Origin of the sequence: Streptomyces sp. NPDC005485, assembly GCF_040606085.1 — a bacterium.
Classification (GTDB): domain Bacteria; phylum Actinomycetota; class Actinomycetes; order Streptomycetales; family Streptomycetaceae; genus Streptomyces.
Window position 1 is genome coordinate 1 of sequence record NZ_JBEXDZ010000144.1, and the last position, 24,250, is coordinate 24,250.

The 24,250-nt window shown below is 69.9% G+C and carries 24 protein-coding genes and 7 pseudogenes; 12 read left to right on the forward strand and 19 right to left on the reverse strand.

The features are described from left to right. Positions 1-217: 217 nt before the first annotated feature. The 3 genes from ABZS97_RS34305 to ABZS97_RS34315 all read right to left on the reverse strand — a co-directional run bounded on the left by ABZS97_RS34305 (position 218) and on the right by ABZS97_RS34315 (position 2,824). Positions 218-664, reverse strand: coding sequence for a recombinase family protein (locus tag ABZS97_RS34305; RefSeq protein ID WP_356144228.1), 447 nt, complete (start codon positions 662-664; stop codon positions 218-220). Positions 665-845: 181 nt separating this feature from the next. Then, positions 846-2,048 carry a helix-turn-helix domain-containing protein gene (locus ABZS97_RS34310; RefSeq protein ID WP_356144230.1) on the reverse strand — a complete coding sequence of 401 codons (1,203 nt, stop codon included), beginning with the start codon at positions 2,046-2,048 and terminating at the stop codon, positions 846-848. Positions 2,049-2,161: 113 nt separating this feature from the next. Next, complete coding sequence (locus tag ABZS97_RS34315) at positions 2,162-2,824, reverse strand: HAD-IA family hydrolase (protein WP_356144232.1); 663 nt, start codon at positions 2,822-2,824, stop codon at positions 2,162-2,164. 148 nt (positions 2,825-2,972) lie between these two features. Here ABZS97_RS34315 and ABZS97_RS34320 point away from each other — a divergent pair. The 3 genes and pseudogenes from ABZS97_RS34320 to ABZS97_RS34330 form a co-directional block, all read left to right on the forward strand. Further along, positions 2,973-3,304 (forward strand): annotated as a pseudogene (locus tag ABZS97_RS34320) (transcriptional regulator); the annotation flags it as partial. After that, a pseudogene (locus tag ABZS97_RS34325) lies at positions 3,301-3,384 on the forward strand (flavoprotein); the annotation flags it as partial. The pseudogenes ABZS97_RS34320 and ABZS97_RS34325, both read left to right, overlap by 4 nt. Before the next feature lie 205 nt (positions 3,385-3,589). Continuing rightward, positions 3,590-4,753, forward strand: coding sequence for a hypothetical protein (locus ABZS97_RS34330; protein WP_356144234.1), 1,164 nt, complete (start codon positions 3,590-3,592; stop codon positions 4,751-4,753). Positions 4,754-5,254: 501 nt separating this feature from the next. Here the strand turns inward: ABZS97_RS34330 and ABZS97_RS34335 are convergent. Both ABZS97_RS34335 and ABZS97_RS34340 read right to left on the reverse strand, forming a co-directional pair. Beyond that, positions 5,255-5,971, reverse strand: coding sequence for a DinB family protein (locus tag ABZS97_RS34335; protein ID WP_356144236.1), 717 nt, complete (start codon positions 5,969-5,971; stop codon positions 5,255-5,257). A gap of 33 nt (positions 5,972-6,004) precedes the next feature. Next, a complete protein-coding gene (locus ABZS97_RS34340; protein ID WP_356144238.1) occupies positions 6,005-6,595 on the reverse strand; it encodes a transposase in 591 nt (196 codons plus the stop codon). Between ABZS97_RS34340 and ABZS97_RS34345 the strand changes: the two are divergent. Then, positions 6,527-6,763, forward strand: a pseudogene (locus ABZS97_RS34345) (transposase); the annotation flags it as partial. The gene ABZS97_RS34340 and the pseudogene ABZS97_RS34345 overlap by 69 nt on opposite strands. A 5-nt stretch (positions 6,764-6,768) precedes the next feature. Here ABZS97_RS34345 and ABZS97_RS34350 read toward each other — a convergent pair. The 4 genes from ABZS97_RS34350 to ABZS97_RS34365 form a co-directional block, all read right to left on the reverse strand. Beyond that, the gene (locus ABZS97_RS34350) at positions 6,769-7,170 is read right to left on the reverse strand and encodes a hypothetical protein (protein ID WP_356144239.1); all 402 of its coding nucleotides are present in this window, start codon (positions 7,168-7,170) and stop codon (positions 6,769-6,771) included. Between the two features lie 86 nt (positions 7,171-7,256). After that, positions 7,257-8,132 (reverse strand): hypothetical protein, encoded by an 876-nt coding sequence (locus ABZS97_RS34355; RefSeq protein ID WP_356144269.1) that lies wholly within the window; start codon positions 8,130-8,132, stop codon positions 7,257-7,259. 38 nt (positions 8,133-8,170) lie between these two features. Next, positions 8,171-8,383: a hypothetical protein gene (locus ABZS97_RS34360; RefSeq protein WP_356144241.1), complete on the reverse strand. Its 213-nt coding sequence runs from the start codon at positions 8,381-8,383 to the stop codon at positions 8,171-8,173. Positions 8,384-8,825: 442 nt separating this feature from the next. Continuing rightward, positions 8,826-9,455, reverse strand: coding sequence for a type III effector protein (locus ABZS97_RS34365; RefSeq protein WP_356144243.1), 630 nt, complete (start codon positions 9,453-9,455; stop codon positions 8,826-8,828). 128 nt (positions 9,456-9,583) lie between these two features. Here ABZS97_RS34365 and ABZS97_RS34370 point away from each other — a divergent pair, with 128 nt between their 5' ends. The 4 genes and pseudogenes from ABZS97_RS34370 to ABZS97_RS34385 all read left to right on the forward strand — a co-directional run bounded on the left by ABZS97_RS34370 (position 9,584) and on the right by ABZS97_RS34385 (position 12,320). Then, positions 9,584-10,015 carry an Hsp20/alpha crystallin family protein gene (locus ABZS97_RS34370; RefSeq protein WP_356144245.1) on the forward strand — a complete coding sequence of 144 codons (432 nt, stop codon included), beginning with the start codon at positions 9,584-9,586 and terminating at the stop codon, positions 10,013-10,015. A 99-nt stretch (positions 10,016-10,114) separates the two neighbouring features. Continuing rightward, a pseudogene (locus tag ABZS97_RS34375) lies at positions 10,115-10,492 on the forward strand (DUF2267 domain-containing protein); the annotation flags it as partial. A gap of 79 nt (positions 10,493-10,571) precedes the next feature. Continuing rightward, positions 10,572-11,015, forward strand: a complete 444-nt coding sequence (locus ABZS97_RS34380) for a DUF2267 domain-containing protein (protein ID WP_356144247.1) — start codon at positions 10,572-10,574, stop codon at positions 11,013-11,015. 318 nt (positions 11,016-11,333) lie between these two features. Next, complete coding sequence (locus ABZS97_RS34385; protein WP_356144249.1) at positions 11,334-12,320, forward strand: oxidoreductase; 987 nt, start codon at positions 11,334-11,336, stop codon at positions 12,318-12,320. Between the two features lie 325 nt (positions 12,321-12,645). Here the strand turns inward: ABZS97_RS34385 and ABZS97_RS34390 are convergent, their stop codons facing one another. Further along, positions 12,646-12,825 (reverse strand): LuxR C-terminal-related transcriptional regulator, encoded by a 180-nt coding sequence (locus ABZS97_RS34390; protein WP_356144251.1) that lies wholly within the window; start codon positions 12,823-12,825, stop codon positions 12,646-12,648. 338 nt (positions 12,826-13,163) lie between these two features. Continuing rightward, positions 13,164-13,562 carry a VOC family protein gene (locus ABZS97_RS34395; RefSeq protein WP_356144253.1) on the reverse strand — a complete coding sequence of 133 codons (399 nt, stop codon included), beginning with the start codon at positions 13,560-13,562 and terminating at the stop codon, positions 13,164-13,166. Between the two features lie 93 nt (positions 13,563-13,655). On the opposite strand from ABZS97_RS34395, the gene ABZS97_RS34400 reads away from it, so the two are divergent. After that, positions 13,656-14,645, forward strand: a complete 990-nt coding sequence (locus tag ABZS97_RS34400) for a YafY family protein (RefSeq protein ID WP_356144254.1) — start codon at positions 13,656-13,658, stop codon at positions 14,643-14,645. Positions 14,646-14,709: 64 nt separating this feature from the next. Here ABZS97_RS34400 and ABZS97_RS34405 read toward each other — a convergent pair whose 3' ends face one another. Continuing rightward, complete coding sequence (locus ABZS97_RS34405) at positions 14,710-15,645, reverse strand: transposase (RefSeq protein ID WP_356144256.1); 936 nt, start codon at positions 15,643-15,645, stop codon at positions 14,710-14,712. Here ABZS97_RS34405 and ABZS97_RS34410 point away from each other — a divergent pair. Then, positions 15,616-15,927: a hypothetical protein gene (locus tag ABZS97_RS34410; protein ID WP_356144271.1), complete on the forward strand. Its 312-nt coding sequence runs from the start codon at positions 15,616-15,618 to the stop codon at positions 15,925-15,927. The genes ABZS97_RS34405 and ABZS97_RS34410 overlap by 30 nt on opposite strands. A 131-nt stretch (positions 15,928-16,058) precedes the next feature. Here ABZS97_RS34410 and ABZS97_RS34415 read toward each other — a convergent pair. Both ABZS97_RS34415 and ABZS97_RS34420 read right to left on the reverse strand, forming a co-directional pair. After that, positions 16,059-16,283: pseudogene (locus tag ABZS97_RS34415) on the reverse strand (transposase); the annotation flags it as partial. 194 nt (positions 16,284-16,477) lie between these two features. After that, complete coding sequence (locus tag ABZS97_RS34420) at positions 16,478-17,107, reverse strand: TetR/AcrR family transcriptional regulator (protein ID WP_356144258.1); 630 nt, start codon at positions 17,105-17,107, stop codon at positions 16,478-16,480. Between the two features lie 85 nt (positions 17,108-17,192). Between ABZS97_RS34420 and ABZS97_RS34425 the strand changes: the two genes are divergently transcribed. Beyond that, the gene (locus ABZS97_RS34425; protein WP_356144260.1) at positions 17,193-17,606 is read left to right on the forward strand and encodes a DUF4345 domain-containing protein; all 414 of its coding nucleotides are present in this window, start codon (positions 17,193-17,195) and stop codon (positions 17,604-17,606) included. A 188-nt stretch (positions 17,607-17,794) separates the two neighbouring features. On the opposite strand, the pseudogene ABZS97_RS34430 reads toward ABZS97_RS34425, so the two are convergent. Together ABZS97_RS34430 and ABZS97_RS34435 are read right to left on the reverse strand one after the other, a co-directional pair. After that, positions 17,795-19,339: pseudogene (locus ABZS97_RS34430) on the reverse strand (GMC family oxidoreductase N-terminal domain-containing protein). A 64-nt stretch (positions 19,340-19,403) separates the two neighbouring features. After that, positions 19,404-20,678 carry an MFS transporter gene (locus ABZS97_RS34435; RefSeq protein WP_356144262.1) on the reverse strand — a complete coding sequence of 425 codons (1,275 nt, stop codon included), beginning with the start codon at positions 20,676-20,678 and terminating at the stop codon, positions 19,404-19,406. A 170-nt stretch (positions 20,679-20,848) separates the two neighbouring features. On the opposite strand from ABZS97_RS34435, the gene ABZS97_RS34440 reads away from it, so the two are divergent. Next, on the forward strand, positions 20,849-21,460 hold the full coding sequence (locus ABZS97_RS34440) for an ABATE domain-containing protein (RefSeq protein ID WP_356144264.1): 612 nt from the start codon (positions 20,849-20,851) through the stop codon (positions 21,458-21,460). Between the two features lie 83 nt (positions 21,461-21,543). On the opposite strand, the gene ABZS97_RS34445 is transcribed toward ABZS97_RS34440, so the two are convergent. The 3 genes and pseudogenes from ABZS97_RS34445 to ABZS97_RS34455 all read right to left on the reverse strand — a co-directional run bounded on the left by ABZS97_RS34445 (position 21,544) and on the right by ABZS97_RS34455 (position 24,152). Further along, on the reverse strand, positions 21,544-21,834 hold the full coding sequence (locus ABZS97_RS34445; RefSeq protein ID WP_356144266.1) for a transposase family protein: 291 nt from the start codon (positions 21,832-21,834) through the stop codon (positions 21,544-21,546). A 50-nt stretch (positions 21,835-21,884) separates the two neighbouring features. After that, complete coding sequence (locus ABZS97_RS34450) at positions 21,885-22,262, reverse strand: nuclear transport factor 2 family protein (RefSeq protein WP_356144267.1); 378 nt, start codon at positions 22,260-22,262, stop codon at positions 21,885-21,887. 595 nt (positions 22,263-22,857) lie between these two features. Continuing rightward, positions 22,858-24,152, reverse strand: a pseudogene (locus ABZS97_RS34455) (helix-turn-helix transcriptional regulator). Positions 24,153-24,250 lie beyond the last annotated feature (98 nt).

Genomic DNA, 24,250 nt, shown 5'->3' on the forward strand with positions numbered 1-24,250 from the left:
GGGCCCACGAGGCGGCGTGGTCTACAGGTCGTGCTCTTCCTGCTGCAGATCGAGGTCAGGCTGAGCCGCTGTCGGCTTCTTAGCCGTGGCATGGGCCGGGTTGTCAGTGATCAAGGCTCCGAGGGAAATACGGCCGTTACGTGGCCAACGAGCCAGACCCCAGCCAGTAAGCGTCCGACCGGATCACCGAGCGTCTCAGGAGTCCTGTGGCGGCCGTTCACGGGGCGATGCCTGGTGCGAAGTGGTCCCGCGGCGACCAACCGACAGCCGCGTCGAGGAGGGCACGGCGACGTTCGTGCTGGCCTGGGGAGCGGTGCCGGGGCCCGGGCGCCGCTTCCGTGAGGAAGAAGCCTCCTCGATCGCGGATGAGAACGCCGAGGGCGGCGAAGTGGGCGGCGCCGGCGGCGACATGGGAGGCGCCCGCGACGACGATGCCGCGGATCAGGCCGGTGGACAGAGCACTCATTACGGCCGACCAGCCCGGTCGGGTGTCCAGGGCCGCGGCCGGGTCGTCGTCGGTCCATGCTCCGGCCACGTGCCAATGGCGGGCGTCAGCGTAGTGGCGTGCGCGTAGTTCGGCCGCGCAGACGGCGGACGTTCCGGTGGCGCAGGCGTAGACGGCGACCGGGACGTGTCCGAGGCCGCCGGGCGGAGTGTTCGGCATGACCCAAGCCTGCTGTCGGGGGCCCGTGTGGGACAGGCACGGCCCGTGGCGATGATGCGAGTTCGTGGTGCCGGGTGCTGCCACGCCCCGTGCTGGGCCGTCTGCTGGGACCGGTGAGTAGTGCCACGGAGCGTGGTAGCCATGCGGGTGGCGGCCGTCCGGCTGCTACGGCTCGTGGCAGTCAGCGCAGGCCGAGCGGGACACCCGCGGCGTGGGCGAGTCCGCGCAGACGGCTGACGGAAACGCCGGCCAGGCGGGAGATGATCACTCCGGGCAGCATCTGGTGCTGCACCCATCCCGGCGCCATGGCGCAGACGGCTTCGAGGGTGTCGGCGGCCTGCTCCCACCGGCGGCACTCCACGTGGGTCAGGGCGACGTCGAGGCCGTAGCGGGCTCTGGTGGCGCGGGGAACGGTGTCGTCCAGCCGGATGGTGTCCATGAGGCGCAGCGCTCCTCCGGTGTCGCCGAGGGCGACGGCGATGCTCATGGCCTGTGTGGCGGCGTAGAGAGGCCCGTAGGGCTGGGCATGCCGGCCGCGGGCGTGTTCGGCACCGAGGCGGGCGCCGACCGCATGGGCCTGGGAGAGGTATTCGCGCGCGGTGTCGGCGGAGGCGCCGCCGCGTGAGGCGGCCACGGCGGCGTTGATGACCAACTGTCCGAACACCGAGAGCCGGTCGGGATCGTGCTCCGACATCTTCGGTTCGATCCGGTCGGCCTGGACAGCGGCGAGCGTGAACCCCTGCGCGGTCCGTCCGTCACGGAGGTTGACCCACGCGGTGGTTGCAGCGAGATGGGCATCACGCAGGTCGTCCCCGGCCTGAACGGCGATCTGACGGCCGTAGGTGAGCGCGGCGTAGGCGAGGTCGCGCGACCCCCAGACGTTCGCGGCCATGCCGGCGGTCTGGAAGACATCGGCCAGGACGCCGGCTGCGGCCTCCTTCTCGCCGGCGCCGGCAGCGTCGTGACGGGCGCGGGCCTCGGGCAGCAAGGCTCCGAGAAGCGCGCCGAGTTCGGTGTACCGGCCTTCCCAGTAGGCGGTGTCGGCGCGGCGGACGACGTGGCGGAGCTCTTCGACGGTGCCGGGCTCGGCGTCGGTCGGGAAGCCGATGGCTGCATCGTGGGTGGCGGCGGACAGGGTACGCAGGGCGCCACGCTCGTCGCGGTCCATAGAGCGCCGAGGTGCCTGCTGGCCTAGGAGTACGGCGATGTCGGTTCCAAGGGCGGAGGCGATCGACAGCAAGGAAGGCAGGGACGCGGTGCCGCCGCGTTCCAGCTTCCGGACGACGCCGACAGACACGGCGGCAGCTTCGGCCAACTGCTCCTGGGTCATGCCGCTACGGAGAGTCTTGAGCCGCTCCGCGGTGGTGTACTCCGACCATTGCATGACAGCCCCTCCCCAAGCCCCGAACAGGCCAGACCCGGACGGTACCCACCGGACAACGGCCGCCAACACTCCCCGACACGCAGGGAGTTGTCCGAATGGCTGAAATCAGCCCCTTATGCGGCCAGGACCGCGCTCACCCCGAGAAGACGCTCCAACTCGGCAACGGTGTCAGCCTCTTGAGTCGCGAGGACAGTGGAAATACCCAGGGCCTCGGCAGGCGGAAGGTTCACCGGATGGTCGTCGACGAAAACACATTCCTGCCCGAGAAGGCCGAGGCGATCCAGCGCCAGCTGGTAGATCGCCGGGTCCGGCTTCGCTACCCCGACCACCTCTGAAATGACGTGCACGTCGAACAAGTCCCAGATGCCCGCGTGCTCGTACGGATTGAACGGGTCCAGGCCAAAGCTGTTCGACAGGAGCGCCAGCCGGTATCCCGCATCCTTGGCTGCCCGCGCGAGCGCAGTCATACGCTGCGCAGTGGGCACCCCGGACCAGGCACGCCCCATCAAGTTCTCCGGGTCCACGTGCACACCGAGCAGAGCAGCGGTGCCATCGTTCCATACGGCTTGGCTGATCTGCCCTACCTCCAGGGCCGCGTACAGCCGTCGGCCCTCCGGGTTGTCGTTGAGCGTGGCTCGCCATGCCTCGGGCTGGAGCCCCTCCGACTCGCACCACGTGCGGTGCACGGAACGAGGGTCGGCGGTCAGTACCCCGGCAAAGTCCAGGATGAGCCCGCGCGGGGCTTGAGAGCGGGTGCTGTCCGTGGGCTGCGGCATGCTGCGTGCTTCCTCTCCGTTGACCTCACGGGGGACGCTACCGCGCGAGGGAAGCGTGGGATGACGAGAACCCACGTGCGCTGCGCCCTGGACCACGTCGGCCACGGCCGACAGCACTTGTGTGAGAGCGATCCGTGTCCGGCTGGTGAACTTCAGACCCACCAACGTCGCCCTCCATCAGGTCAGCGCGGCGGTCTCCTTCGGGGACGCCGGCATTGCCCTGAAGACCGCCCGCCCTCTCGTGCGCCGCCACATTCCCGTCCCCTAGCGCCGCGCCGCCCTGTGATTCGAGGCCGCCCGCGCCTCCAACCAGCAGGGCCGCCTCGCTGACGGCTACCGGGCACTGCGCATCGCTGAGAGCTGCGCGGCCCAGGACATCCGCCGCACCGCTGTCCGGGAACTGCTCGCGGACATGGCCGCCCGCGACCGTCGCTGCCCGCACGGCATCACTTCAGCCGTCAACTGGGGGTCCCCGCGTGAGCGACCAGCCCGACCAGCAGGCCAAGAAGCCGTTCCTGTACGTCGTCGTGTGCGCGTCTGGAGTCGCCGGCGACGTCGGCAACTCGGCAACCCTGCGGCCGATCGCGACGGACGCCCGGTACAACTGTTCGACGTCGTCGTGTGTCTGATGGACGGAACTTGCCTTCCCCGGCTCATCGCCCTCTTCGTCACTTCATCCAGAGGTATTACATGCTCCGCTCCGATCACAGCTTCCGTACACTTCGCAGGGCCGTCGGAGCTATCGGCGCCGGCGCACTGATCACGTTGAGCACCGCTCCCTGCGCCGTGGCCGATGGTTCCGGGACCGGGCTGGCGCTGGGGACCATAGCGCCGATCAGCGGAGTGCAGCCAGGGAGCACCTTCGAGGCGCCGGTCACCTTCGGCAACCAGGGCACCCAGGCGCTGGAGAAGGTCTGGCTGCGGTACACCGTCACCAAGGGGTTGGATTACGCCGACGTGCCCTCGAACTGCGTGCGGTGGGACATCAACTCGTACGACGAGTTGCCGGCCAGATCCCAGATGACCTGCGAGTTCGACCAGGCCGTAGAGCCGGGTGTCGTCTACGCGCCCGAGAAGCTGACCCTCAAGGCTCTCGACCGGGCGCTGTACGACGATCTCGACATCGCCGTCGGGGACTATGACTTCGGCCCCGACGAAGGCGCCCACGGGCCCGTGCGCGGAACCGCTCCCGCGGCGAAGCTGGTGGAGCGGCCCGGCTCCGTTCTCACCGGCAATAGCTCGGGGAGCCCCCACTATGACGAGGCCCGGGTGCGGGTGAACGCGGCGAACACGGCCGACTTCCAGGTGTCGGGAGCGCGGCTGAAGGGCCGGGTCGGAGACGCGATCGATCTGCAGGTGAAGTTCACCAACGCCGGTCCCGCCTGGGTGCTGGTGGAACCGGGCCCTCCGGTACCGACCCGAATCCTGATCAAGATTCCCTCGGGTACGACCGCGGTCAAGGCACCAAACTGCAAGAAGCCGGCAGCCGGAACCTACGACTGCTACATCGCACAGGGCTGGGTGGAGGAGGACCAGGTGAACACCTACTCCTTCAAGTTGAAGATCGACAAGGCGGTGGCGGGGGCCAAGGGCTCGGTGGCCCTCAATGCCGAATCCCGCCCGTACGACGTGAACAAGGCGAACGACAAGGCCGACATCCTGCTCGACGTCGAGGGCAGTGGTTCGACGGGCGGGAGCGGGTCGGTGGGCGGTTCGGGTTCCACCGGCGGAGGCGGGACGACGGGGGGATCCGGGACCACCGGCAGCTCCTCGGCCACCGGATCCTCGGGGAGCGCCTCCACCGGTGGCGGGGACCTCGCCGCCACCGGTTCCGGTCCTGCGCTGCCCCTCGCGGGTGCCGCGGCCGCGGTGGTAGCCGCCGGTGCGGGTACGGTCCTGCTCGTACGTCGCCGCGTGGCCCGGCGGTAACCCGTTCGGTGTACAGACCTGAGGGCGTCGCGCCCCGCACGGCTCGCAGGCGAGGCCCGCTCGCAGTGAGGCAATTGCCGCCTCATCGGTGTCAGCGAGCAACCGCCAGGCCGTGGGCGTGGAGGCGACCGGGTCGAACGCCTCGCCTTGGTCCCGCAGCACGGCCGGATTCGCGATCGCATCACGCTGTCGGCGAGCATCACCGCGGGATCGGTGGCGACCCGTCCCGGGTCATGCCCGGTCCCGGGCGGCCGATGCGGGCCGAGAGCGGTGGAGCGCGCGGCGGTGAGGCTTGTGGCGTCAGCGATCGCCGACCTCCAGGCGGCGCACCTCCACCAGCTCGCCGCGCTCCTGACGGCCGCCCGCCCGGCCGGCACCTAGGTCAGGCCCGCCGAGTGCTCGAGAAGTACAGCGTCCAGCTCTGGACCCCAGCAGCTCGGCACCGCGCAGACGGTCAGCGATGCCCGCATCCGCAAGATGCTGAGTCCGTCGCCGGCCCTACTAAGCGTCCCGTGCCTCGATCAGGTCGAGGTCGCGGACGCAGAAGCCGTGGTGCTCGAAGGTCTCGTTGAGCACCGTGCCGAGGCACTGCCGCACCAAGCGGCCCCGGGCGTACGGCGGCCAGACATCGTCGTCGGGCACCGGCGCTCGCGCTTCGAGTTGCACAGCGGTGACCTTGTCGAGCCAGGCCTCGAGCTCGGCGGCCTGTGCGTCACGCACGCTCACGATCTCTTTGAGGGCCGGATCGAGCGAGAGGTCAAGCCCGTGCGCTCCACGGTAGGGCTCGACGGTCGTCCCGATGCCCATCGGCGTGAACAGCTCCGTCGAGCCCAGGCAGCAGCGGCGGAACCACGAGTCGTGGACGAAGACCAGGTGGCGCATCGTCTGCACCGCCGACCACTCGTCGTTCACGCTGCGGCGCTCGATGCCGGGTGTACGGCGGATTCGCTCGATCGTGGCGGTCCAGCCGGCATGGAGCTGACGCGATGCCTCGCGCAGATCGGCCGGGTCCTCGGAGCGGATCAGCACCCGCACCGGATGCCGCCGGTCGAGCTCTGCCTCGACGTACTCGGTGACCTCCACACCGTTCACCACAAGGTTGGTGATGAGCCCGTCGATCACGGCATCCTGCATGACGACGCCGATCAGGCGTGCCCCCGTCAGATCGCACTCGCGGAACTCCGCACCGTGCAGATCCTCGTCCACATACCGCGTCATGCTCCGCATACTAGAGGGCGTCTGAAGAGCCTGTCAGCAGGCTGATCTTGACAGGCGGCGCACGAGGAGCATGGCCATGGTGAGGTAGATGGCATTCTCCGAGCAGACGCGCAGGTACTCGTAGTCCTTCGACAGACGGCGGCACCGTCCCAGCCAGGCGAACGTCCGCTCTACCACCCAACGCCGCGGTACCACCGCGAAGAGGGGCACTGCCGGAGGCGGTGTCCCTGCCCTCGCCCAGGTCGAGCGGAATCCTCCGTCGCGGCGCTGCACGACCTCCACGGTGATGCCGGTGGCTTCCTGAGCCCAGGCGTGGAAGTCGGCGCCGCGATAGCCCTGATCCGCCCGCACGTGCCGAAGGCGCGGGAAGGCATCGGCAGCCCGGGAGAACAGCACCACGGCACCATCGCGGTCGCCGAAGCTCGCCGGGCTCACGCAGGCCACCAGGATGGTGCCACGGGTGTCGACGAGCAGGTGCCGCTTGATGCCGCCGACCTTCTTGCCACCGTCGTACCCGTGCAGGCCACCGCGCTCACTGGCCCGGACACTCTGACCCACGATTACCGCCGCCTGCTGTGGAAGCGGAGCATCAAACCCCTGATCGCCCGAAGCGGCGTCGCCCACGGCTCCGGACTCGGCAAGGTACGCTAGGTCGTCGAGCGAGCCTTCGCCTGGCTGCACCAGATCAAACGGCTCCGCACCCGCTACGAGCGACGCGCCGATCTCCACCACGGTCTGCTCGAACTGGCCTGCAGCCTCACATGCCTGCGTCGCCTGCGAACCTCATCCTGAAGCGATCAGCTGGCTATGCTGAACCACCCCGGCCGCACCTCGTCCAGAAGCGGTTGCAGCGACTGCACTGCGGCCCGCAGGTCCTGATCCGTGACGTCAAGAGGCTCCGGCAGGCTCAGCCCATGCCAGCGCAGCCGCCAGAGGTCGAAGACTTCGTTCCCGTCGGCTGCGAAGTCCACATCGACCTCAGTGCCGTTGTCGCTGACGAAACGGCACCCTGCCCCATGAACCGTGTAGGAGTAGGTGCCGACGTGCCCACTCCGGCCGATCCGGCGCGAACGGGCCAGGCCGAGGACATCTGCCAGTCGCTCAAGAGAGGGGATCGCCACTCTCATGGCCTCGTCAATCGCGTTCAGAGCGCGGACGTAACCGAGCACCAGGTCTCGCGCAGCCCCAACCTGTTCCATACGGCGTCATTCCCCCCTGAGCCCGTGGCTGAAGGGATTGTTCCATGGGGCCGCCAGCGTCTCCGCAGGACGGCATTCTGAAACGATCAGTTAGTCATGCGGCGTATGTGCTGCGCGGTGTCGCGGGCTTCCTGCTCGGCCTGGGCGAGGGCGTCGGCGGCGGTCTGGCTGTGTTCCTCGGCTTTCTGTTGTTCGTTCTCGGCTTGCTGGAACTCCTCGCGCGCCTGCTGCAGTTGCTCCTCGAGGGCGGACATCTGCCGGCGGGCCTGCTCGGTGCGGTCGCGCGCCCGCTGCAGCTCGGCGTCGGCGTCCGCTCGCCGTGCGTGCTCTTCGCGCAGGCGCTGCGCGGCTGCCTCTGCTGCCTCCTGCGCCTGGGTCAGCTGCTTCTGGCGGGCGCGGCGCTGCTCGGCGAGTTCGTCCTTGGAGGACTGTGCCGCAGGCGGGGGCGCCGGGCGGCTGCGGGTGCCCGGCCTCTGGGCCGCTGGTGCGGTGGCGGGGCGGAATTCCGATGGCGGGGTGAGGGCGGTGGCCAGGCGGCCACCCGCCCACTGGTCGGCTGCCTGGGGATCGGCGAGCACGGCGCGCAGGGTCGCTTCGAGGTCTTGTCGGGCCGGCTCCGAGAGCCGGTGCCCGGCGTCGAGGGCGTGCTGGGCGGCCTGCTGGGACAGGGCGGCAACGACCCGGCGGCGCTGCGCGGAGAGCTCTTTGAGTCCGGCGGCGTCCAGGGAGTGGTAGGCCTCGCGCAGCGCCCGCCCCAGTTCCAGGAATTGCCGGCTCTCGTCCGGCTGGTAGTGCAGCAGGAGGTTGGCTGCCCAGGCCGCGAGGGTGGGGCGGCGGGCGGCATGGATGAGGCGGGCATCATCCACCCGGCTGTCGGTTTTCGCGGCGGCGGCCAGTGTCTCCCGTCGGGCGACGAAGTCGGACGGCGGCGTGGTGTATAGCTCGTCGAGGACGGCTTCCAGGTCGTGCACTGCGCCGCTCCGGCGGCCTTTGCGCGTGTTCAGGGTTTCCACTTCTCCGGCCCGCCCTCGTGCCACTCGATCCATTCCGACTCGATGACGTCCAGCTGGTCCCAGCCGGTCAGCCCCGCGTTCTGCAGGAACACGGTGAGGTCATGGAGGCTGTAGGCCGTGCCGAGCACCTGATCGTCGACGCACACCCTGCGGCCACCCGTGCCGGACGGCGGGCAGACGATCACGCGGCGCTTCGGCATGACACCAGCCTTACGCGCGCCTCGCTGCCCCGCATCCTGGCCGGCTCCAGTCCGCGCTCGGCCTTTGTTCTGGTCGATCGTCAACCGGTACGGCACCTTCCACCTGGACATGGACAAGCGCCTTGACCTGGGACGGGTGGGCTATGCCTCGCCTCCGCGCCCCGGCGACGCCGACCGATCGAGCGCGGAGCCACCCGCCCGGTAGTGGGCGCCCGGGTGGCCAGGGCGGTCAGTTGCTTTGTCTGGCTCCAGTGCGCCGACGGCCGGCGGTCGGGTGTGGAGCATGGCCCGGTAGAGGGCTTCGTGCTCCGCGGAGCGGGCAGGGGGCCGCTAGCGCCGGGTTCCTCAAACGGATGACGACGACGGGGAGAGGACTGAGCCACCGCCTTGGTCAGCGGCCGCAAGCGCCGACTGTGTCTCTTCCGCGCGTGTGTGGGCGGGGTCAAGGGGGAGTGAGGGTGTCGAGCTGGGCGGCGAGGTCGGGGTGGGCGGTGGTCAGATGAGGCCGGGTGGCGGTCAGGGGGTTGATGAGGGCGGTGGGGTCGTCGTGGGCGAGGGCCGCGTGGAGCTCGCTGAGCGGGCGGCGGGCGGCGGCGGGAAGGTCGGTGAGTGCGGTGATCTGACCGGCGATGCGGCGCAGGGCGGCCGCATTGCGGCGGGCCCAGGTGGTGGTGGTGCGTTCGGCAGCCCGGGCCTGGCGGGTGGCCTGGACGCGCTGTTCGCCGGTGCTCCCGGTCGGGCCGGGGCGGCCGCGAAGGTAGCGGCGCTCGGCGGCTTGACGGCTGGCGACACCGAGAGGGTGGGCGAGGTCGGCCCAGCTGGCACCCGCGTCGCGGGCCGTTTCGATCAGGCCGCTCTCCCACCCGGCGAGCTGCTCGCGGACCTGCCGCAGCAGCATCAGGGAGGCCAGGGCCTGCTCCGGGCCCGGCCCGGCGCCGGGGGTGTCGGGAGCCGTGTGCCGGGCGGCGCGCAGGGCGTCGTCTATGGCGTTAAGGGCCGCGGCGGCGGCAAGGAACGACGCCGGACTGTGGGCATCGGTGCTGGACAGGGACGGCTGGTCGGCCGGGCTCACGGGCACCTCCCTCGGGTTGTCATCATGTAGACGACATCACGCTTGTCATCCATTGGATGACATGTTACAACGGTCTCAGTGAGGCGCATTGGCAGTAACTGCCTGAACCTGCTGGAGGTGTTTTCACGATGTTGATGCGCACTGACCCCTTCCGTGAGCTAGACCGGCTGGCGCAGCAGCTGATGGGCCCGGCTACCTGGTCGAGGCCGTCGGCGATGCCGATGGACGCCTACCGCGAGGGTGGCGAGTACGTGGTGGCCTTCGACCTTCCCGGCGTCGCCGCGGACGCGATCGACATCGACGTCGAGCGGAACATGCTGACGGTCAAGGCCGAGCGGCGACCCGTCGCGAAGGGCGACGACGTACAGATGGAGCTGTCCGAGCGGCCGCTGGGCGTCTTCTCCCGCCAGATCGTGCTCGCCGACACCCTCGACACCGAGCACATCAAGGCCGACTACGACGCGGGCGTGCTCACCCTGCGCATCCCGATCGCCGAGCGCGCCAAGCCCCGCAAGATCTCCATCGGCATCGGGACCGGCCACAAGGAGATCTCCGGCTGACACCGGCCGGACAGGTGCGGAGGACGGGCACCTGATCTCCCCCTCGCCCCGCCCTCCGCACCCCTTGGGCAGTCCGAAGTAGAAGGGGTGGCCGCCGAGATGACTCTGCGACGTGAAGCGTTCCTCGACCACGTGACCGAACGCGGCGCGTACGTCACTGTGGAGGAAGCCAAGCGCGCGACCCGTGTGGTGCTCGCCCTGCTCGGCGCGCACCTGGTGGGCGAGGTCCGCGCCCAGCTCGCGGCACGCCTGCCGGAGGAGTTCGCCCTGATCCTGCTCAACCCGCTGCAGAGCGCCGAACCGCTGCCCCCGGAGCGGTTCGTGCGGGCGACGGCGGCCTGGATCGAGGGCGCCACTGAGCAGACTGCGACCTGGGACGTCAGCGCCGTGCTGTCCACGGTCGCCGACACGGCCGGCGACGACCTGCTGGGGCAGATCCTGTTCCAGCTCCCCGTCGGCTACGACCTGCTCTTCGGCCACCCCAGCCCACCCGACTACGACCTGGGTGCCACATCCGCATCATCTGACCATGACTCCACGAAAGGCATGCACAGCAGTGATCACCGAAGTGCACGGACCGCTTGAGCACCAGCAGCCGTACTCGACGGCATACGAGCAGATGCTGGAGAAGGTCCGCTACGAGGGTGCCTACCCCACCCGCGAGAGAGCTGAGGAAGCCGTCCGCCTGGTCCTGGCGGGGCTGGGCCGCCAGTTGACCGGCGACGAACGCGTCGACCTGGCTGCCCGCCTGCCCCTGGAGGCCGCACGCACACTGACCACGCAGATCCCCGACACCCAGCCGCTGACCGGCTGGGCCTTCGTCAAGGACCTCGCCACCCGCACCGGCACCTCTCTGGCCATCACCCGCTGGGACACCGGCTCTGTCCTCTCCGCCGTCGTCGCCTACGCGGGCCCTGACCTGATCACCCGCATCCTCCACCAACTCCCCACCGGCTACGCCCTGCTGTTCGGCCAAGCCGAACTCAACCCCGCCGCATGAACGGGACGTGTCCTTTCGACGCCACGGGGTAGAGAAGTTGACATGCGCACGAGTCGTCAAGACCTCACGGGACTCGTGCCGTCGGCGGCCCCGGTAGCCCGCCCCGGCGCCCGGGTCCGCAACAGATGCGGCCCAGTCCGCTCCGCCAGGCTCCAGATGTTCGCCCCCCAGGATTCGCACTCCTTCGCAAACGCGTCCTGCTCTCTGCCTCGGCCGGTCGACGTCATTGCACGAGGGTTGAGATCGATCTGACGGCTGACCATCTGCTGTCAGCGAATCCGCCTGACCGGGCGGTGATCCCGGTGTTTGTGTGTCGGTATGGAGATCCTGGTTCTGGGCGGAACGGCATGGGTGGCTCGGGAGCTGTCGCAGCAGGCGATCGAACGCGGTCATCAGGTGACCTGCCTCGCGCGTGGCCGGAGCGGTGAAGTCGCTGGCGGAGCGACACTGGTCCCCGCCGACCGGCGCGATCCGTCGGCGTATGAGCCCCTGCGCGATCGCGTGTGGGACGCGGTCATTGAGGTGTCATGGCAGCCGGGCTTCGTTCGTCGAGCGCTCGACGTGCTGGGCAGCAAGGCCGGACACTGGGTGTACCTCTCGTCCGGCAACGCCTACGCCTCCCACGCCACGCCGGGGTCGGACGAGTCCGCGGCCCTGCTCGCCCCGACTGAACGGAGCGACGTCGACCGCGAGTTGTACGGCGAGGCGAAGGTCGCCTGCGAGCAGGCGTCGACTGATGCTGTGGGCGACCGCCTCCTCATCGCACGAGCGGGGCTCATCGGCGGCCCGGGCGATCACAGCGGGCGCTCCGGCTACTGGGTCGCCCGCGCCGCCCGCGATCCGCGAGGGCCGATGCTGGTCCCCGACACACCGGCCCTGCCCACCCAGGCAGTCGACGTGCGGGACCTCACCGCCTGGCTGCTCGAGGCCGCGGAGACGGGCACCACCGGCACATACAACGCTGTCGGCCCGGTCGTTCCCTTCGAGGAGTGGATCGAGTTGTCCCGCGCCGCCGGCGGGCACACCGGCCCGGTGGTCACCGCCGAATCGGCGTGGTTGCTCGCCAACGGCGTGGCCCAGTACATGGGATCCGAATCACTGGCGATGTGGCTGGTCGAGCCGGGCTGGGAAGGGTGGTCGGCCCGGGACGGGTCCTCGGCGCGCGCCGCGGGGCTACGCCACCGAGCCCGCGCGGAGATGCTGGCCGACACGCTGCGCTGGGAACGCGAGCAGGGGCTGGACCGGGAAAGGCGCGCAGGCCTCAGCGCGCAGCGCGAGCGCGAGTTGCTCCACGCCCTCGGCTGACGGCGCTGAACCGGTTTCGCACGCCCGATTGTGCGGGGCTGCCAACTCTGCGGTGGGATGCCCAAGGAGCGGATGAGCTGGGTTACTTCTGCTCGGAAGAGCTTGTCCGGGCTGAGGGCCCAAATACCCCATGGGCCATCGCGGGCGCTCTCCTCAGTTTCCCCACCACGAGGCGGCCTGGCCCAGGCCTCCAACAGGGGCCGTGAAAAGGCCATTTGGGCCGGCACCGAAGTCGCCGGCCGAGTCGCAGCCGCTGTCCTCCTCTTCTCCGCGGCCATGGTCGCTCGGGGCGCGCCACCGGTCCGGGATCTTTCCGTGGTGCTCTTCAGCGATCACTGGTCGGCGTTCCGGTCGGCACATGGGCGTCGGTCAGGTCGGGATCGGAGGCCAGGCGCAGTCGCGCCTGATGGAGGTGGACTCGTACAGTCGCTGGGGCAATCCCCATGCCGCGGGCGATGACGGCCACGGGAGTGCCGGTAGCCCAGTACCAGGTCACTTCCCGCATGCGGTCGGGCAGTTGCTGGAAGGCCCTTCCCCGCACTGTATAGCTCGTCTGACGTCTTGCTGCAGGTCAGGAGCCTGCCATGGCGTTTCTCGCGCCGAATGTGACCTTTTCGGGCGCGGCAGCGCAGTGACGAAGTGAGGCGGCGAGAGATTCCTGCTTCCGCAGCGACGTGTGCGATCGGACGTCCGGCATCGACCCGCAGGAACAAGCGCAGACGTCCTTCGGGGGTCAGCGGTGCGTTGCGATGTCCCCCGCTGGTGGCGCTCCTGGACTCGGCGGCCGCGTTCACCGGGAGCCCTGGGATCTCGGTGCTCCCGCGTGAGCGGCTGTGCGTGGCGTCAGCGTGCGAACTTTTCGATGGCCTCCGGGGTGACGGGGGTGAAGAAGTTGACGAGGTTGCCGTCGGGGTCGCGGAACAACAGCGACCGGTTGCCCCAGGGCATAGTGGTGGGCCCGGCGACGAAGTCGGTGACGAAGCCGGTCAGGTTCTGGTGAACGCGGTCCACGTCGTCGACGAGGAACTCGGTGATCACGCTGTGGTTGTCCGCCGGGCGGGCAGAGCCCGGAGCGAACAGCGGGACGGTGCGGGTGCTGCCGATCGCGAGGGTTGCGCCCGGGGTCTTGAGTTCGGCGAAGTCCTCGTTGGCCCACGTCGCCCGCGTCCCTGTAGCTCGCTCGTAGAACTCTACGAGGCGCGCGACGTCGCTGGTGATGATGCGGATCGAGACGAAGTCCATGGGAATCTCCTTGGCTGTGCTGGAGGCGTGCACGTCGCAGGCTAGGAGAAATAGGGGACAGAATCGGTCCTGTATTCGCGTTAGGCTGCGAACATGCCACGACCCACCGGCCGCGTGCTGACACTCCTGGAGCTGCTGCAGTCGGGTGGCACCCGGACTGTGGCCGAGCTCGCCAACCGTCTCGGCGTCGAAGGGCGCACTGTGCGGCGGTATGTGGGCCAGCTGATCGACCTGGACGTGCCCGTGGAGTCGGTGCGCGGCCGCTACGGCGGGTACCGGCTGGCTCCCGGGTACCGATTGCCTCCGCTCATGCTCAGCGACGACGAGGCGCTGGCCGTGCTGCTCGGCCTGGTCGCCGGCCGCCGTGCAGGGCTGACGACGACGGAGCGCACGGCGAACGAGACGGCGTCAGCCAAGATCCGGCGGGTGCTGCCCAAGCACATCGCCCGCCGGCTCGACACACTGCTGGAAGCTCTCGCCTTCACGGATCAGCCCGGCGAGTTGGACCACCCGGACGCCGGGCTCCTGCTCACCATCGCCGATGCGGTGCGCCACCGCCGACCGGTCTCGATCCGCTACACCGACCGCGACGGACGGCGCAGCGAACGCACACTGCACGCGTACGGGATCGTCGCCCATGCGGGCCGGTGGTACGTGACGGGCAAGGACGCCCAGGTCGGCGAGGACCGAACCTTCCGGCTCGATCGCATCGCAGCCGCGAGGGCCCTGCCCGGCTCATTCGAGGCGCTCGCGGGGCCCGGTCCGGCACAGCGCGTGTTGTCAGGATTCGCCACGGCCGAGTACCGGCATGAGGTGACCTTGCGGATCCACGGGACAGTTGAGCAGATCCGCGCGCACCTTCCCGCCAGCGTCGCGGGCCTGGAGGAACACGAGCCCGCGGCCGGCCAGGACCCGGAGGCCGAGCACTGGCTGCGCGTCGAGCTACGGGTGCAGCGGCTCGACTGGTTGCCTCGGATACTCGTCTCACTCGACCGGCCGTTCGTCATCGAGCGCCCCGATGAACTACGCGACCTCGTCATCGCGCTCGCCGATCGCCTCACGTCCTACGCCCGCCAAGCCTGAGAACGAGGAACCGATGTCATGAGACGGCACATCTAGGCGCTGTGATGTTGGTGATCTTGGGCGGTCATGTGACCGCGAATCCCGCTGTGTTGCAGAGGGTTTGAAAGCGGGGTGCCCGCCGGGCTGATGAGGTGGGTTCGTAGCAGTCGGCGAGACGGCTGAGGTTGCAGGCCATGGCGGTCAGGACGTGCTGCACGTGGGTGCGGGCCAGGCCTCGATAGCGGCTTCTGCGCAGGCCGGGCGCTCGGACGTTTTGCGAGAGGGTGGCCTCGATGCCGGCGCGGATCGCGTAGCGGCGTTGCCACTGCTCGGTCTTCTGGTCGAGCCGATTGCGCATCTGGATCTCGTGCAGCGGCCGCGGCAGGACCGCGACGGAGCGGGGGCGAGTGGGGGAGGAGGTGCACCGGGCACGGTCTGGGCAGGGCCGGCAGTCCCTCTCGGCGAAGCGGGCCTGAAGATAGGTGTGGCCGGAGATGTTCAGCTGGGTCCAGGACACACTCGTCGCACCGCGCGGGCAGATGGCCTGCTCGTTGAGCCAGTCGATGGTGAAGGCGGCCTTGTCGAAGCCCGAACCTGCTTTGGCCTGGCGACTGTTGTCGGCGAGGATGGGGCCGAGCAGCGTGATGTCGTGCACGCGCTGGGCTCGCTCGACGTGAGCGGGAGTGAGGTAGGCGGTGTCCACGATGTGCTCGGTCGGAGCCAGGCGACGGGTGGTGAGGTCGTCGTGGATCTTCTCGGTCAACTGCCCATCCTGGACGGGAGCAATGGTGGTGGCCACGTGCACCATCAGGTGCGGCAGGTCCTGGTCACACGACTCGGTGAAATGAACCCGGTATCCGCTCCACTCGACATCGCGTTTGACGCAGTAGTGCGCGTCCGTGTCATGCGGGGAGTCGAACCGCAGCGAGGCTGGCGGCAGGGCAGTGCCCTCCCGCCAGCGCAGCTGCCCCTCAGAGGCCCAGAAGTACTGGTGAATCCAGACCTGGCGCAGGACTTCCACCTGTCGCAGCATCCGCAGACGGGTGGGGGCGTCGGCTGCCCAGACCGCGGTGAGAAGTTACTGCCCGTCCCGGCCGAACTCCTCGGCGCGTTCACGCACCGCTGCCTTGCCGCCCGGGACTTTCCCGATCTCGACTTTCCGGCCGTACCGCTTGGCCACCCGGGCTCGATCAGCGGCACCAGCCAGTCCGGATCGGTCTCGGCGATCTCCTCCAGAGCAGCCCGTACGCTCTCGCCCGCCAGCTCCAGCCGGCTCAACCGCCGCACCGCCGCCAGGACATGAGTGGCATCAGTACGCTGTCGGCCCCGCTCTTTGAGCAGCCCGGCCGCCACCAAGCGATCGAGCATCAACTGCAGCAGCTGATCCGCCCCATCGCCCTCGGCCAGCCCGGCCCGGAACCCGCTGAGCAGCGAATAGTCGAGCCCCGGATCGTCCAGTTCAAGGCCGAGTACGTACTTCCAGTCGATCCTCGTGCGCACCGCATCCGCCGCCGCACGGTCCGAAAGGTTCTCGGCGAACTGCAGCACCGACACCAGCGCCAACTGCCCCGGTGAGAAACCCGGTCGGCCGTCGACCGGATACAGATCAAGGAAGTCCTCGTCGGCGAAGACAACATCCAGCCGGTCCCGCATCAGCATCACCCCGTCCCCTTCGGACACGCCGCCCACGCCGTCCGGACCGTCATCGGGGGCATCCGCTGAAAACCTGCCGGACGCATCGACACCGTCCACCGCCCCAAAACCGAGGCCACCCCGCCACCGACCAGCCAACCACCAACAGCGACCGCCGTCACCACCCCGCCAAGATCACCAACAGAGTCACAGCATTGCGTCTAGGCGTCCGCGCCGGGCCCTTGTGGCGGCCAGTCGGGGGCGGGGTCCTGGGCGAGGAGGGGCCGGAGGGCGCCGAGAACCGCGCCGATGCAGACGTCGCGCAGCTGGGTGCGGGTACAGGTCTCGTGGGTGAGCCAGTCGACGCAGAGGACCTGGACGAAGACCAGCCAGCTCTTCAGGACGCTGGACACGCCCTCGCGGGCGCTCTCGTCCGCGAGGGGGAGCACGGTCAGCAGCCGCGCACGGAGCGCGTCCAGCTCGTTCGTCATGATCGTCTGGATCACCGGGTCGCCCGCGAGGACCCGGTTCGCGGTGAGGACGGCGTTGCGGTTCGCCACGAAGTAGTCGAGATGGACGTCCATACCCTGGATGAGCTGCTCCACCAGGGAGTCGGTGGGGTCGAGCTGCGTCTCGGCGAGCAGCTGGTTTGCCGCCTGCTGGTAGACGGCTGCGAACAGGGCGTGCTTGCTGGGGAAGTGACGGTAGAGCAGGGCCCGGGAGACACCGGCCTCTTCGGCGACGTCCTCCATCAGCACGTCGGCGTAGGGGTGTGCGGCGAAGAGCCGTGCGCCGACGGCGAGGAGTTGGGCGCGGCGGTCGGTGGGGGTGAGTCGCTGGCGGGGAGGCACGAACGCAGTTTAGTTGACACAGGTCTACTAGCGCGCCCACTGTAGTAGACGCATGTCAACTAAGCTTCGGCGGCTTGGAGGGATTGTGGCCAGGGTTCTGCGCGTACTCACACAGCTGATGGGCTGGGCCTGCGTGACGATCGGCCTGTTCCACGTGGCACTCGGCAACGCGGCGCTCCCCGGCGCCGGTTCCGCCGGCGCGACGGTCGACAGCTGGGGCCGGTTCATGGGGGCCAGCTTCGTCGGCTACGGGCTGGCCTGGCTCTGGGCCACGCGGCAGCGTCCGATCCCGGCTCGGGTGGTGCGGTGGCTGGCCGGCGTCTTCCTGCTGGGCGGCGTGGGCCGGCTGCTCTCGCTCGCCGTGCACGGCTGGCCGCAGTGGTTCCAGATCGCACTGATGGTGATCGAACTCGGCCTGCCGCCGGTCTTCTTCTGGCTGGCCGATGCAGAGGAGCGGGCCCCGCGCGGTGACGTGGAGGCCGTGCCCGCCGGGCGATGAACGCCCCTGGGCTCTTCCAGGTCGAACGCTTGGGCGGGGGAAGCTGAACTGGAACCCAGGATCAGGGGCAGGTCAAACTCTCGCCCAATCCTGCAGCAGCCCCCACAGAGTCTTGTGACTCAGGAGTCGTCGGTGATGACTCGCTTCGCTGTCAACTGGGAGGTATGCCCGCGACGACGAACGGTATGTCAGCCACTCAGCCCTGCTCCAGGAGGATGTCGGCGGCCCGTTCGGCGAGCATGGTCACCGGCGCGTGTGTGTGCTCGTACGATGCCTGGCATTGCCGAGGCGTCCACCACCCGCAGGCCCTTCAGGCCCCGGACCGCGAACGTCGGATCGACCACTGGTCGTCTGCTCCCATCCGGCACGTACTCACGAGGTGATGGATGCTGCCGCCGGTCGCGCGGACGTAGCCGGCGATCTCCTCGGGCCGCTCGGACAGCGCCCCGTCCGTGAGCGGCTCGCCCAGCCACTTCGCGAACTCCGGATCGCGCAGGATGTGTTGTGCGGCACGCACACCGTCCACCAACGTGGCCAGGTCGCTCCCGGCCTGGTCTGAGAGGTAGCGCGGATCGATCAGCGGAGCGTCGTACGGATCGTCGCTGCGCAGGGTGACCGCACCGCGGCTCCGCGGTCGCAGGAGGATCACGCCGAGTGCCAGGCCGTGTTCCGTCGGCCGCTGGTGGTCACCCAGGGGGACGACCAGGTGGACCACCTCGATGTCCGGGGCCGTGAGTTCCCCCGCGGGTGCGCAGGAACAGCAGCGCTTCGGAGATGATCGAGTCCAGGGTTCCGCTGCGATCCCGCAGGTACTGGCCGATCTGCTCGGGCGAGACGTCCGTGCCCGGCGACCGGAAGCCGCGGGCTTCGAGGCCAGGGGGACGAGCAGGTCGTCCGTCAGGTCGCGGCCCACCGACGGGAGGTCCCGGATCACCGGGATACCGTGCGCGGACAGTTCCTCGTACGGCCCCACTCCCGACAGCAGTAGGAGATGCGGGCTCCCGACGGCTCCCGCGGAGAGGACCACCTCGCGCCGCGCCCGCAGGATTTCGAGCCCGGAGGCTCCGTCGACCTCCACCCCGACCGCCCTCGAACAGCACGCGACGCACGAGTGTGTCGGCCACCACGGTCAGGTTCGGCCGGCCGCGCGCCGGATCGAGATAGGCGTCGGCCGAGCTGTGCCGTACTCCGTCACGGTGGGTCGCGCGGGTCGGCGCGTACCCTTCCTGGACCTCGGTTGCCGGCGCGTGCCCCAGGCGGGCGCAGGCGTCGACGAATGCCGGGGTCACCGGAAGCGGGTAGGGGGGTCCTGCCAACTGGATCCGCCGCTCGGCACGTTCGAAGTACGGCTGGAGGTCGGCATGGCCCCAGCCGTCGAGGCCGGCCTGAGCCCAGCCGTCGTAGTCCGCGCGGTGTCCGCGGGTCCACAACTGTGCGTTGATCACCGAGGAGCCGCCCAGCGCCTTGCCGCGCGGGATCGGTACGGAGCGGCCGGCGAGGCCTGGCTGGGGCACGGTGGAGAAGTTCCCGTCGAGGTGGCCGCCGAACAGGCGCGGGAACAGTACCGGTACCCGAACCTCGGGCAGGTCCTGCGGGTTCGCGGACCCGGCTTCGATCAGGAGCACCTGCGCCGCGTCGTCCGTACTGAGTCGGTCGGCGAGCACACACCCGGCGGAGCCGGCCCCGACGATCACGTAGTCCCACTTGTTTTCCGGGTGGCGGTTCTCGGACATGGGGCGGCTCCTTCTGTCTTTCGGTGGTACTTGGTCTTGCGGTGGTACTTCTCTGGGCTGTGGGTCAGCGTCCGGCGGGCACGCCGTCGTCTTCTTCTGTTTCCGTGGGCACCGAGGCTGCCGTCACCTCGGCCGGGGCCTTGAGCGGACGGCCGCGCAGGACATGCCGTACGAGGGCCAGTCCCGACAGCAGCGCGACCAGGCCGCACACCCCGCTCCAGCCGAAGGCCGAGTAGGCGCGGACACCCAGCCAGGAGCCGGCGCTCCCGCCCAGGAACGCGCAGGTCATGTATGCCGTGTTCAGGCGGGCGCGGGCCTCCGGGCGCAGGGCGAAGATCCTGGCCTGGTTGGCGACCTGGCCCGACTGCATGGCCACGTCGAGCAGCAGCATCCCGGCGCCGAGCCCGATCAGTCCGACGGCTCCGCCGAGGTTGCCGGTCAGCAGCAGGGCGCCGGCGGCGATGGCGCCCACCATGCACACGAGGTTCACGGAGTCGGGCCCGCGCCGGTCGACGCGCCGCCCGGCGAATGGAGTGGCGAACATGCTGGCCGCTCCCACCAGGGCGATCACACCGACGGCCGGGGTGCCCAGGTCGTAACGTGGACCGGTGACGAACAGCGCGAGCGCGGTCCAGGCGGCGCTGAACGCGGCGAACACCAGCACCTGGTACTGGCACGAGCGCCGGAGCAGCGGCTCGGTGCGCAGCAGCTGCAGGGAGGCGGCCAGGAGCGCCGGGTAACGCTGGTCGGTGGCCGGAGTCGTGCGCGGCAGGGCGCGGGCCATTGCGAGGGCGAGGACCAGGAGCAGAGCGGCCGCGACCAGGTAGGGGGCGCGCCAGCCCAGCCACTGGCCCAGGACGCCGGAGAAGGTGCGGGCCAGCAGAATGCCGCCGATCAGGCCGGACAGGAGGGTGCCGGTCACCGCACCTCGGCGCTCGGAGGCGGTCAGGCCCGCCGCCATGGGGATGAGTATCTGCGGGACCACCGTGGTCAGACCGACCAGCACGCTGGCGACGGCGAGGACGGGGAGGGACCCGGCCGTCCCCGCCAGCACCAGTCCCGCGCCGGTCAGCAGCAGAAGCGTGGTGACGAGCCCGCGGTGGCGCAGTCGGTCGCCGAGGGGCACCAGCAGGAAGATGCCCGCGGCGTAGCCGAGTTGGGCGCAGGTGACCACCACGGCCGCGGATTCGGCGGTCACGTGCAGGTCGTCGGCGATCAGCGGGCTGACGGCCTGGGGGAAGTAGACGTTGGCCACCGCGATGCCGCAGGCGATGGAGAGAAGCAGGATCAGTCGCCGGCTCAATGTCGGCGAGGCGCTGGAAGGAAGGCCGGCAGTCATGACACTCACCTCGACCAGGAGGAGGTACGGAGACCGGGAGTCGGAAAGGGCGGCGGAGCGCCGCCGTTGACCGGCGGCACGGGGCCGCCTGGGAGCCCGGAAATCGGGAACCGATTTAACCGGTTCCTCGACGGTACCAGTAAAACCGGTTCCGCAGTACGGTGGTTTTCATGTCTGTCACTTCCGCTTCCGCGCCGGCGGCGTCCCGTTTCCGCAGCGGCTCCGGTCGGCTCTGCCTCGACTTCATGCGCACCCTGCGACTGCGCGGCATGAAGGGCGCCACCGAGGAACTGGCCACCCCCGAAGCCCTGGCCGCCTGGGTTGCCCAGCTGGGTCCGTATCCCGCGGGCACCGCCGTCCCGGCGCCGACGGAGGCCGTACTGCGCCAGGCCCAGGGCCTACGGGAGGCCGTGCATACGCTCTTGACGGCGGCCCGCAGTGACAGCGGCCCCGTCGGCTGCCCTCCGGAGGCTCGCGATCTGCTGAACCGTTCCGCCGCCGCAGCGCCGCCTGCGCCCGCGCTCGACAGGAGCGGCGCGTTGGCCTACTCCGCTGCGGACCCCGTCGAAGCGGTCCTCGCCGACATCGCCCGCGACGCGCTCGTCCTCGCGACATCCCCTGCCCTGGAGCGGGTGCGTGCGTGCGGTGGCCCCGACTGTGCCGCCTGGTTCCTCGACACCTCGCGGCCCGGCAACCGGCGCTGGTGCTCGATGGAGACATGCGGGAACAAGGCGAAGAAGTCGACGTGGCGCAGTAAGCACGAGTCCGTGAGCGGAGGGTGAGCGCGCTGCGGCAGGGCGAGCGGTCGGGTCACGAGTGAGCCGTGGGGCTCATGCTTCTGGGTGAGGCGAGGTGAAACGTTTCTCTATGAAGCGGGTGACATGCCGCTTCCGTGATGGGGGCGGACCTGCCGGATCGCCGTCGAGACTGCCGAGCGGTCTACGTCGTACAGCTCGGCCAGGACCTCGTGCGGCAGCTGATGGCGCAGGTATACCAGGGTGAGCAGCAGCCGGTCGCAGAGGACCAGCTTCGGTTTGCGCCCGGTGCCGGACGCCCTGCGGCGTTCACCGCCCCTGGCTTCACGGCGCGCGGACTGTCGCGCTGCCTCCCGCGGACCCAGGTCAGCTTCACAACTCACCCAACCCGCGTGGCCCATCTCATGTAACGGCCGAATCAGCCGGAACGTCTCCGCGAGCGGCAGCCGCCTCACATGGGCTCAACCAGAGCCGCCCGCCACTCCGGGCGCGGATCAGCCCCAACACTCGTCCAGTACTCCCGGCCACGCACGATCCGTCCCTGCTCGACGGTCCAGAATGAGGCCGCGCGGAACACGCCGAACTCGTCATGCGGCACCTCAACCTCGGAGACCACCTCGTTGCCGTCAGCCACGATCCGCAGTACCCGAATCGACCAACCCCCCGGGTATTCGCTGTTCACCGCGACGAAGTTCTTGTTGCCAACGATGCGCTCCGCGCTGATCGGCCACTCGACCACCACGTCCTCCGCAACCAGGTCTGCGACAGCTGACCAATCGCGCGCCTGGATCCGATCCCACAATGCCTCGACCACTCCTGAAGAGTCCATGAGGGCACCCTTGCACGGGCCACTGACATCCCGACCCTGGGGTCCGGGGGACAAGGCACGCCGATCGTAAAGCGGCGGTACCCTCACTGCCCGCTAATAGAACCCGAGGTCGTAAGCGGTTGCGGTGAAGTGCGCTGCTGACCCCCACTGTTCGGCTCGCTCGAGAGCTCACCGCCAGAAGGACCAGCAGGGCGAGCTGGACGCGGACCCGGCCCTGGCGGCGTCCGCGCTCGCCTCCGCCGCACTCGAGGCGGTGGAGCAGACGCTGCCGGAGTACAGCAGCAGCGTCCTCGGACGGCTGGGGCGCACTCCGGAGGCCGAAGACGGGGTGCAGCGGGCATGCTCGACCGAGCAGAACCACCGCTGGTTTCCGTACGAACCCGAACAGCGTGGACGCGGTCGCCGCCGCGACGAAGGCAGCAGACGCCGCGCGGGAGCGCACCGCCCAGCTACCCGCTCAAGGTGCGGCTGGAGCAGTTGCGTGATCGGGCTGCGGCCCGTACCGAGACCACCGTGCCTGCACAGTGGGCGGAGTGGCTGACCGAGCCCGCGGCCCGGCCCCTCGATGGCGACCAGACCGGGCCGGCGAGAGGAGTCAGCTGCTGACCGACGTCACGGCGAGGCGGAGTTCGCGCACGCCGCTTGTGCGCGGGTGCCGTTCGGCCAGTGCGTTGACGATGCTGCGGATCGCTGGACGGTCCCGGACCTCGCCAGGGCTGGCCCGGTAGGCGTCGAGCAAAGCACGGGCGGTCTGCTCGGGCCGTTGCCAGGCCCACCAGGCCCGCGCCATGTCGGTGCCCAGGCGGGCCTTCCGCTCGGCGGTGGGGAACTGGCCGGGTCGCAGGTTCTTCCCGGCGTCGAGAGCGGAGCCAGCGTCGCCGAGTGCCCAGTGCACGCCCACCGCATACAGATCGACGGCTGCCGGGCTGATGGCGAGCAGACGACCCTGGGGAACGACCTGGGGCAGCCGGCGTGCGGCGCGGCGGGCCTCTTCCGTCATGGCCAGGGCCTCGGTACGGTGCCCGCCTCGGGCGGCGGTGTAAGCGAGGGTGCACAGCATCTGTGCGTACGCGGCAGCGGTGGCGTCGGCGCGCAGGCCGGTGGCCTCGAGGTCGGCAGCCGCCGAAGACATGAGGCGCTGGGCGGCGCCGTGGTGGTCCTGGTGGCGGAGTACGATCGCCAATTCCCGTGCTGCGGCTGCCGCTGCGAGCGGGGAGCCGGAGACCTCGGCCCAGGTGCGGGCGCGGTCCGCGGTGAGCCGAGCGCGGCTGTAGGAGCCGAGCTTGAGGAGCACGGCGGAGGAGAGGCTGTACACGGCGAACAGCCGGGCCTGGTCGAGGCTCTGGCGGGAGACGGCGGCGGAGTGCGCGTCGGCGATGAGGCCGGGCAGCTCGGCAAGGAGTGGCGCGTGCGCGCCGTTGTCCTACAACGCGCGGGCGTCGGCCAGGCGGCTGTCGAGGGGCCCGGCGCCGGTCGGGGCGGGGGTGCTGGCCAAGGCGTCGTCCAGGCCCATCAGCAGGGCGGCCGGGCCGGCGGCCGCCGTGGCGGTGAGCAGCGTACGGCGGCGCATGGGGTCCTCGCGGCGTCACGCGGACTGGCCGTCACTCTAGTGGCCACCGGTGCCGATGCGGGGTGAGGCGCCAGCGAAGTCGTCAGGACGTGTCGGGGCACGCCGACTTCGAGCGCGGCCCGGTGCACGAGGGTCAAGTCGACGATCCGTGTGCGGCGTTCCAGCCGGGAGACGGTGGCGGGTGAGCAGCCGATCCGATCTCCGAGCACAGCGAGTGTCCAGGCGCGATGCTGGCGTCCGAGTCGGATGAGCGCGCCCGGGCGCCGCTGCGCGGCTAACTCCAGTGCTGTCGTGCTGTTCCAGAGCGGGTCAACGGGCACAAGTCCCCCGTTATCTTCATTCGCGGTTCCGCAACGGGACCGCTGGCCTTCGGGCCCGGCATGGCTGTTCCCCCCTGTCGAACCGATGACCTGGGGGG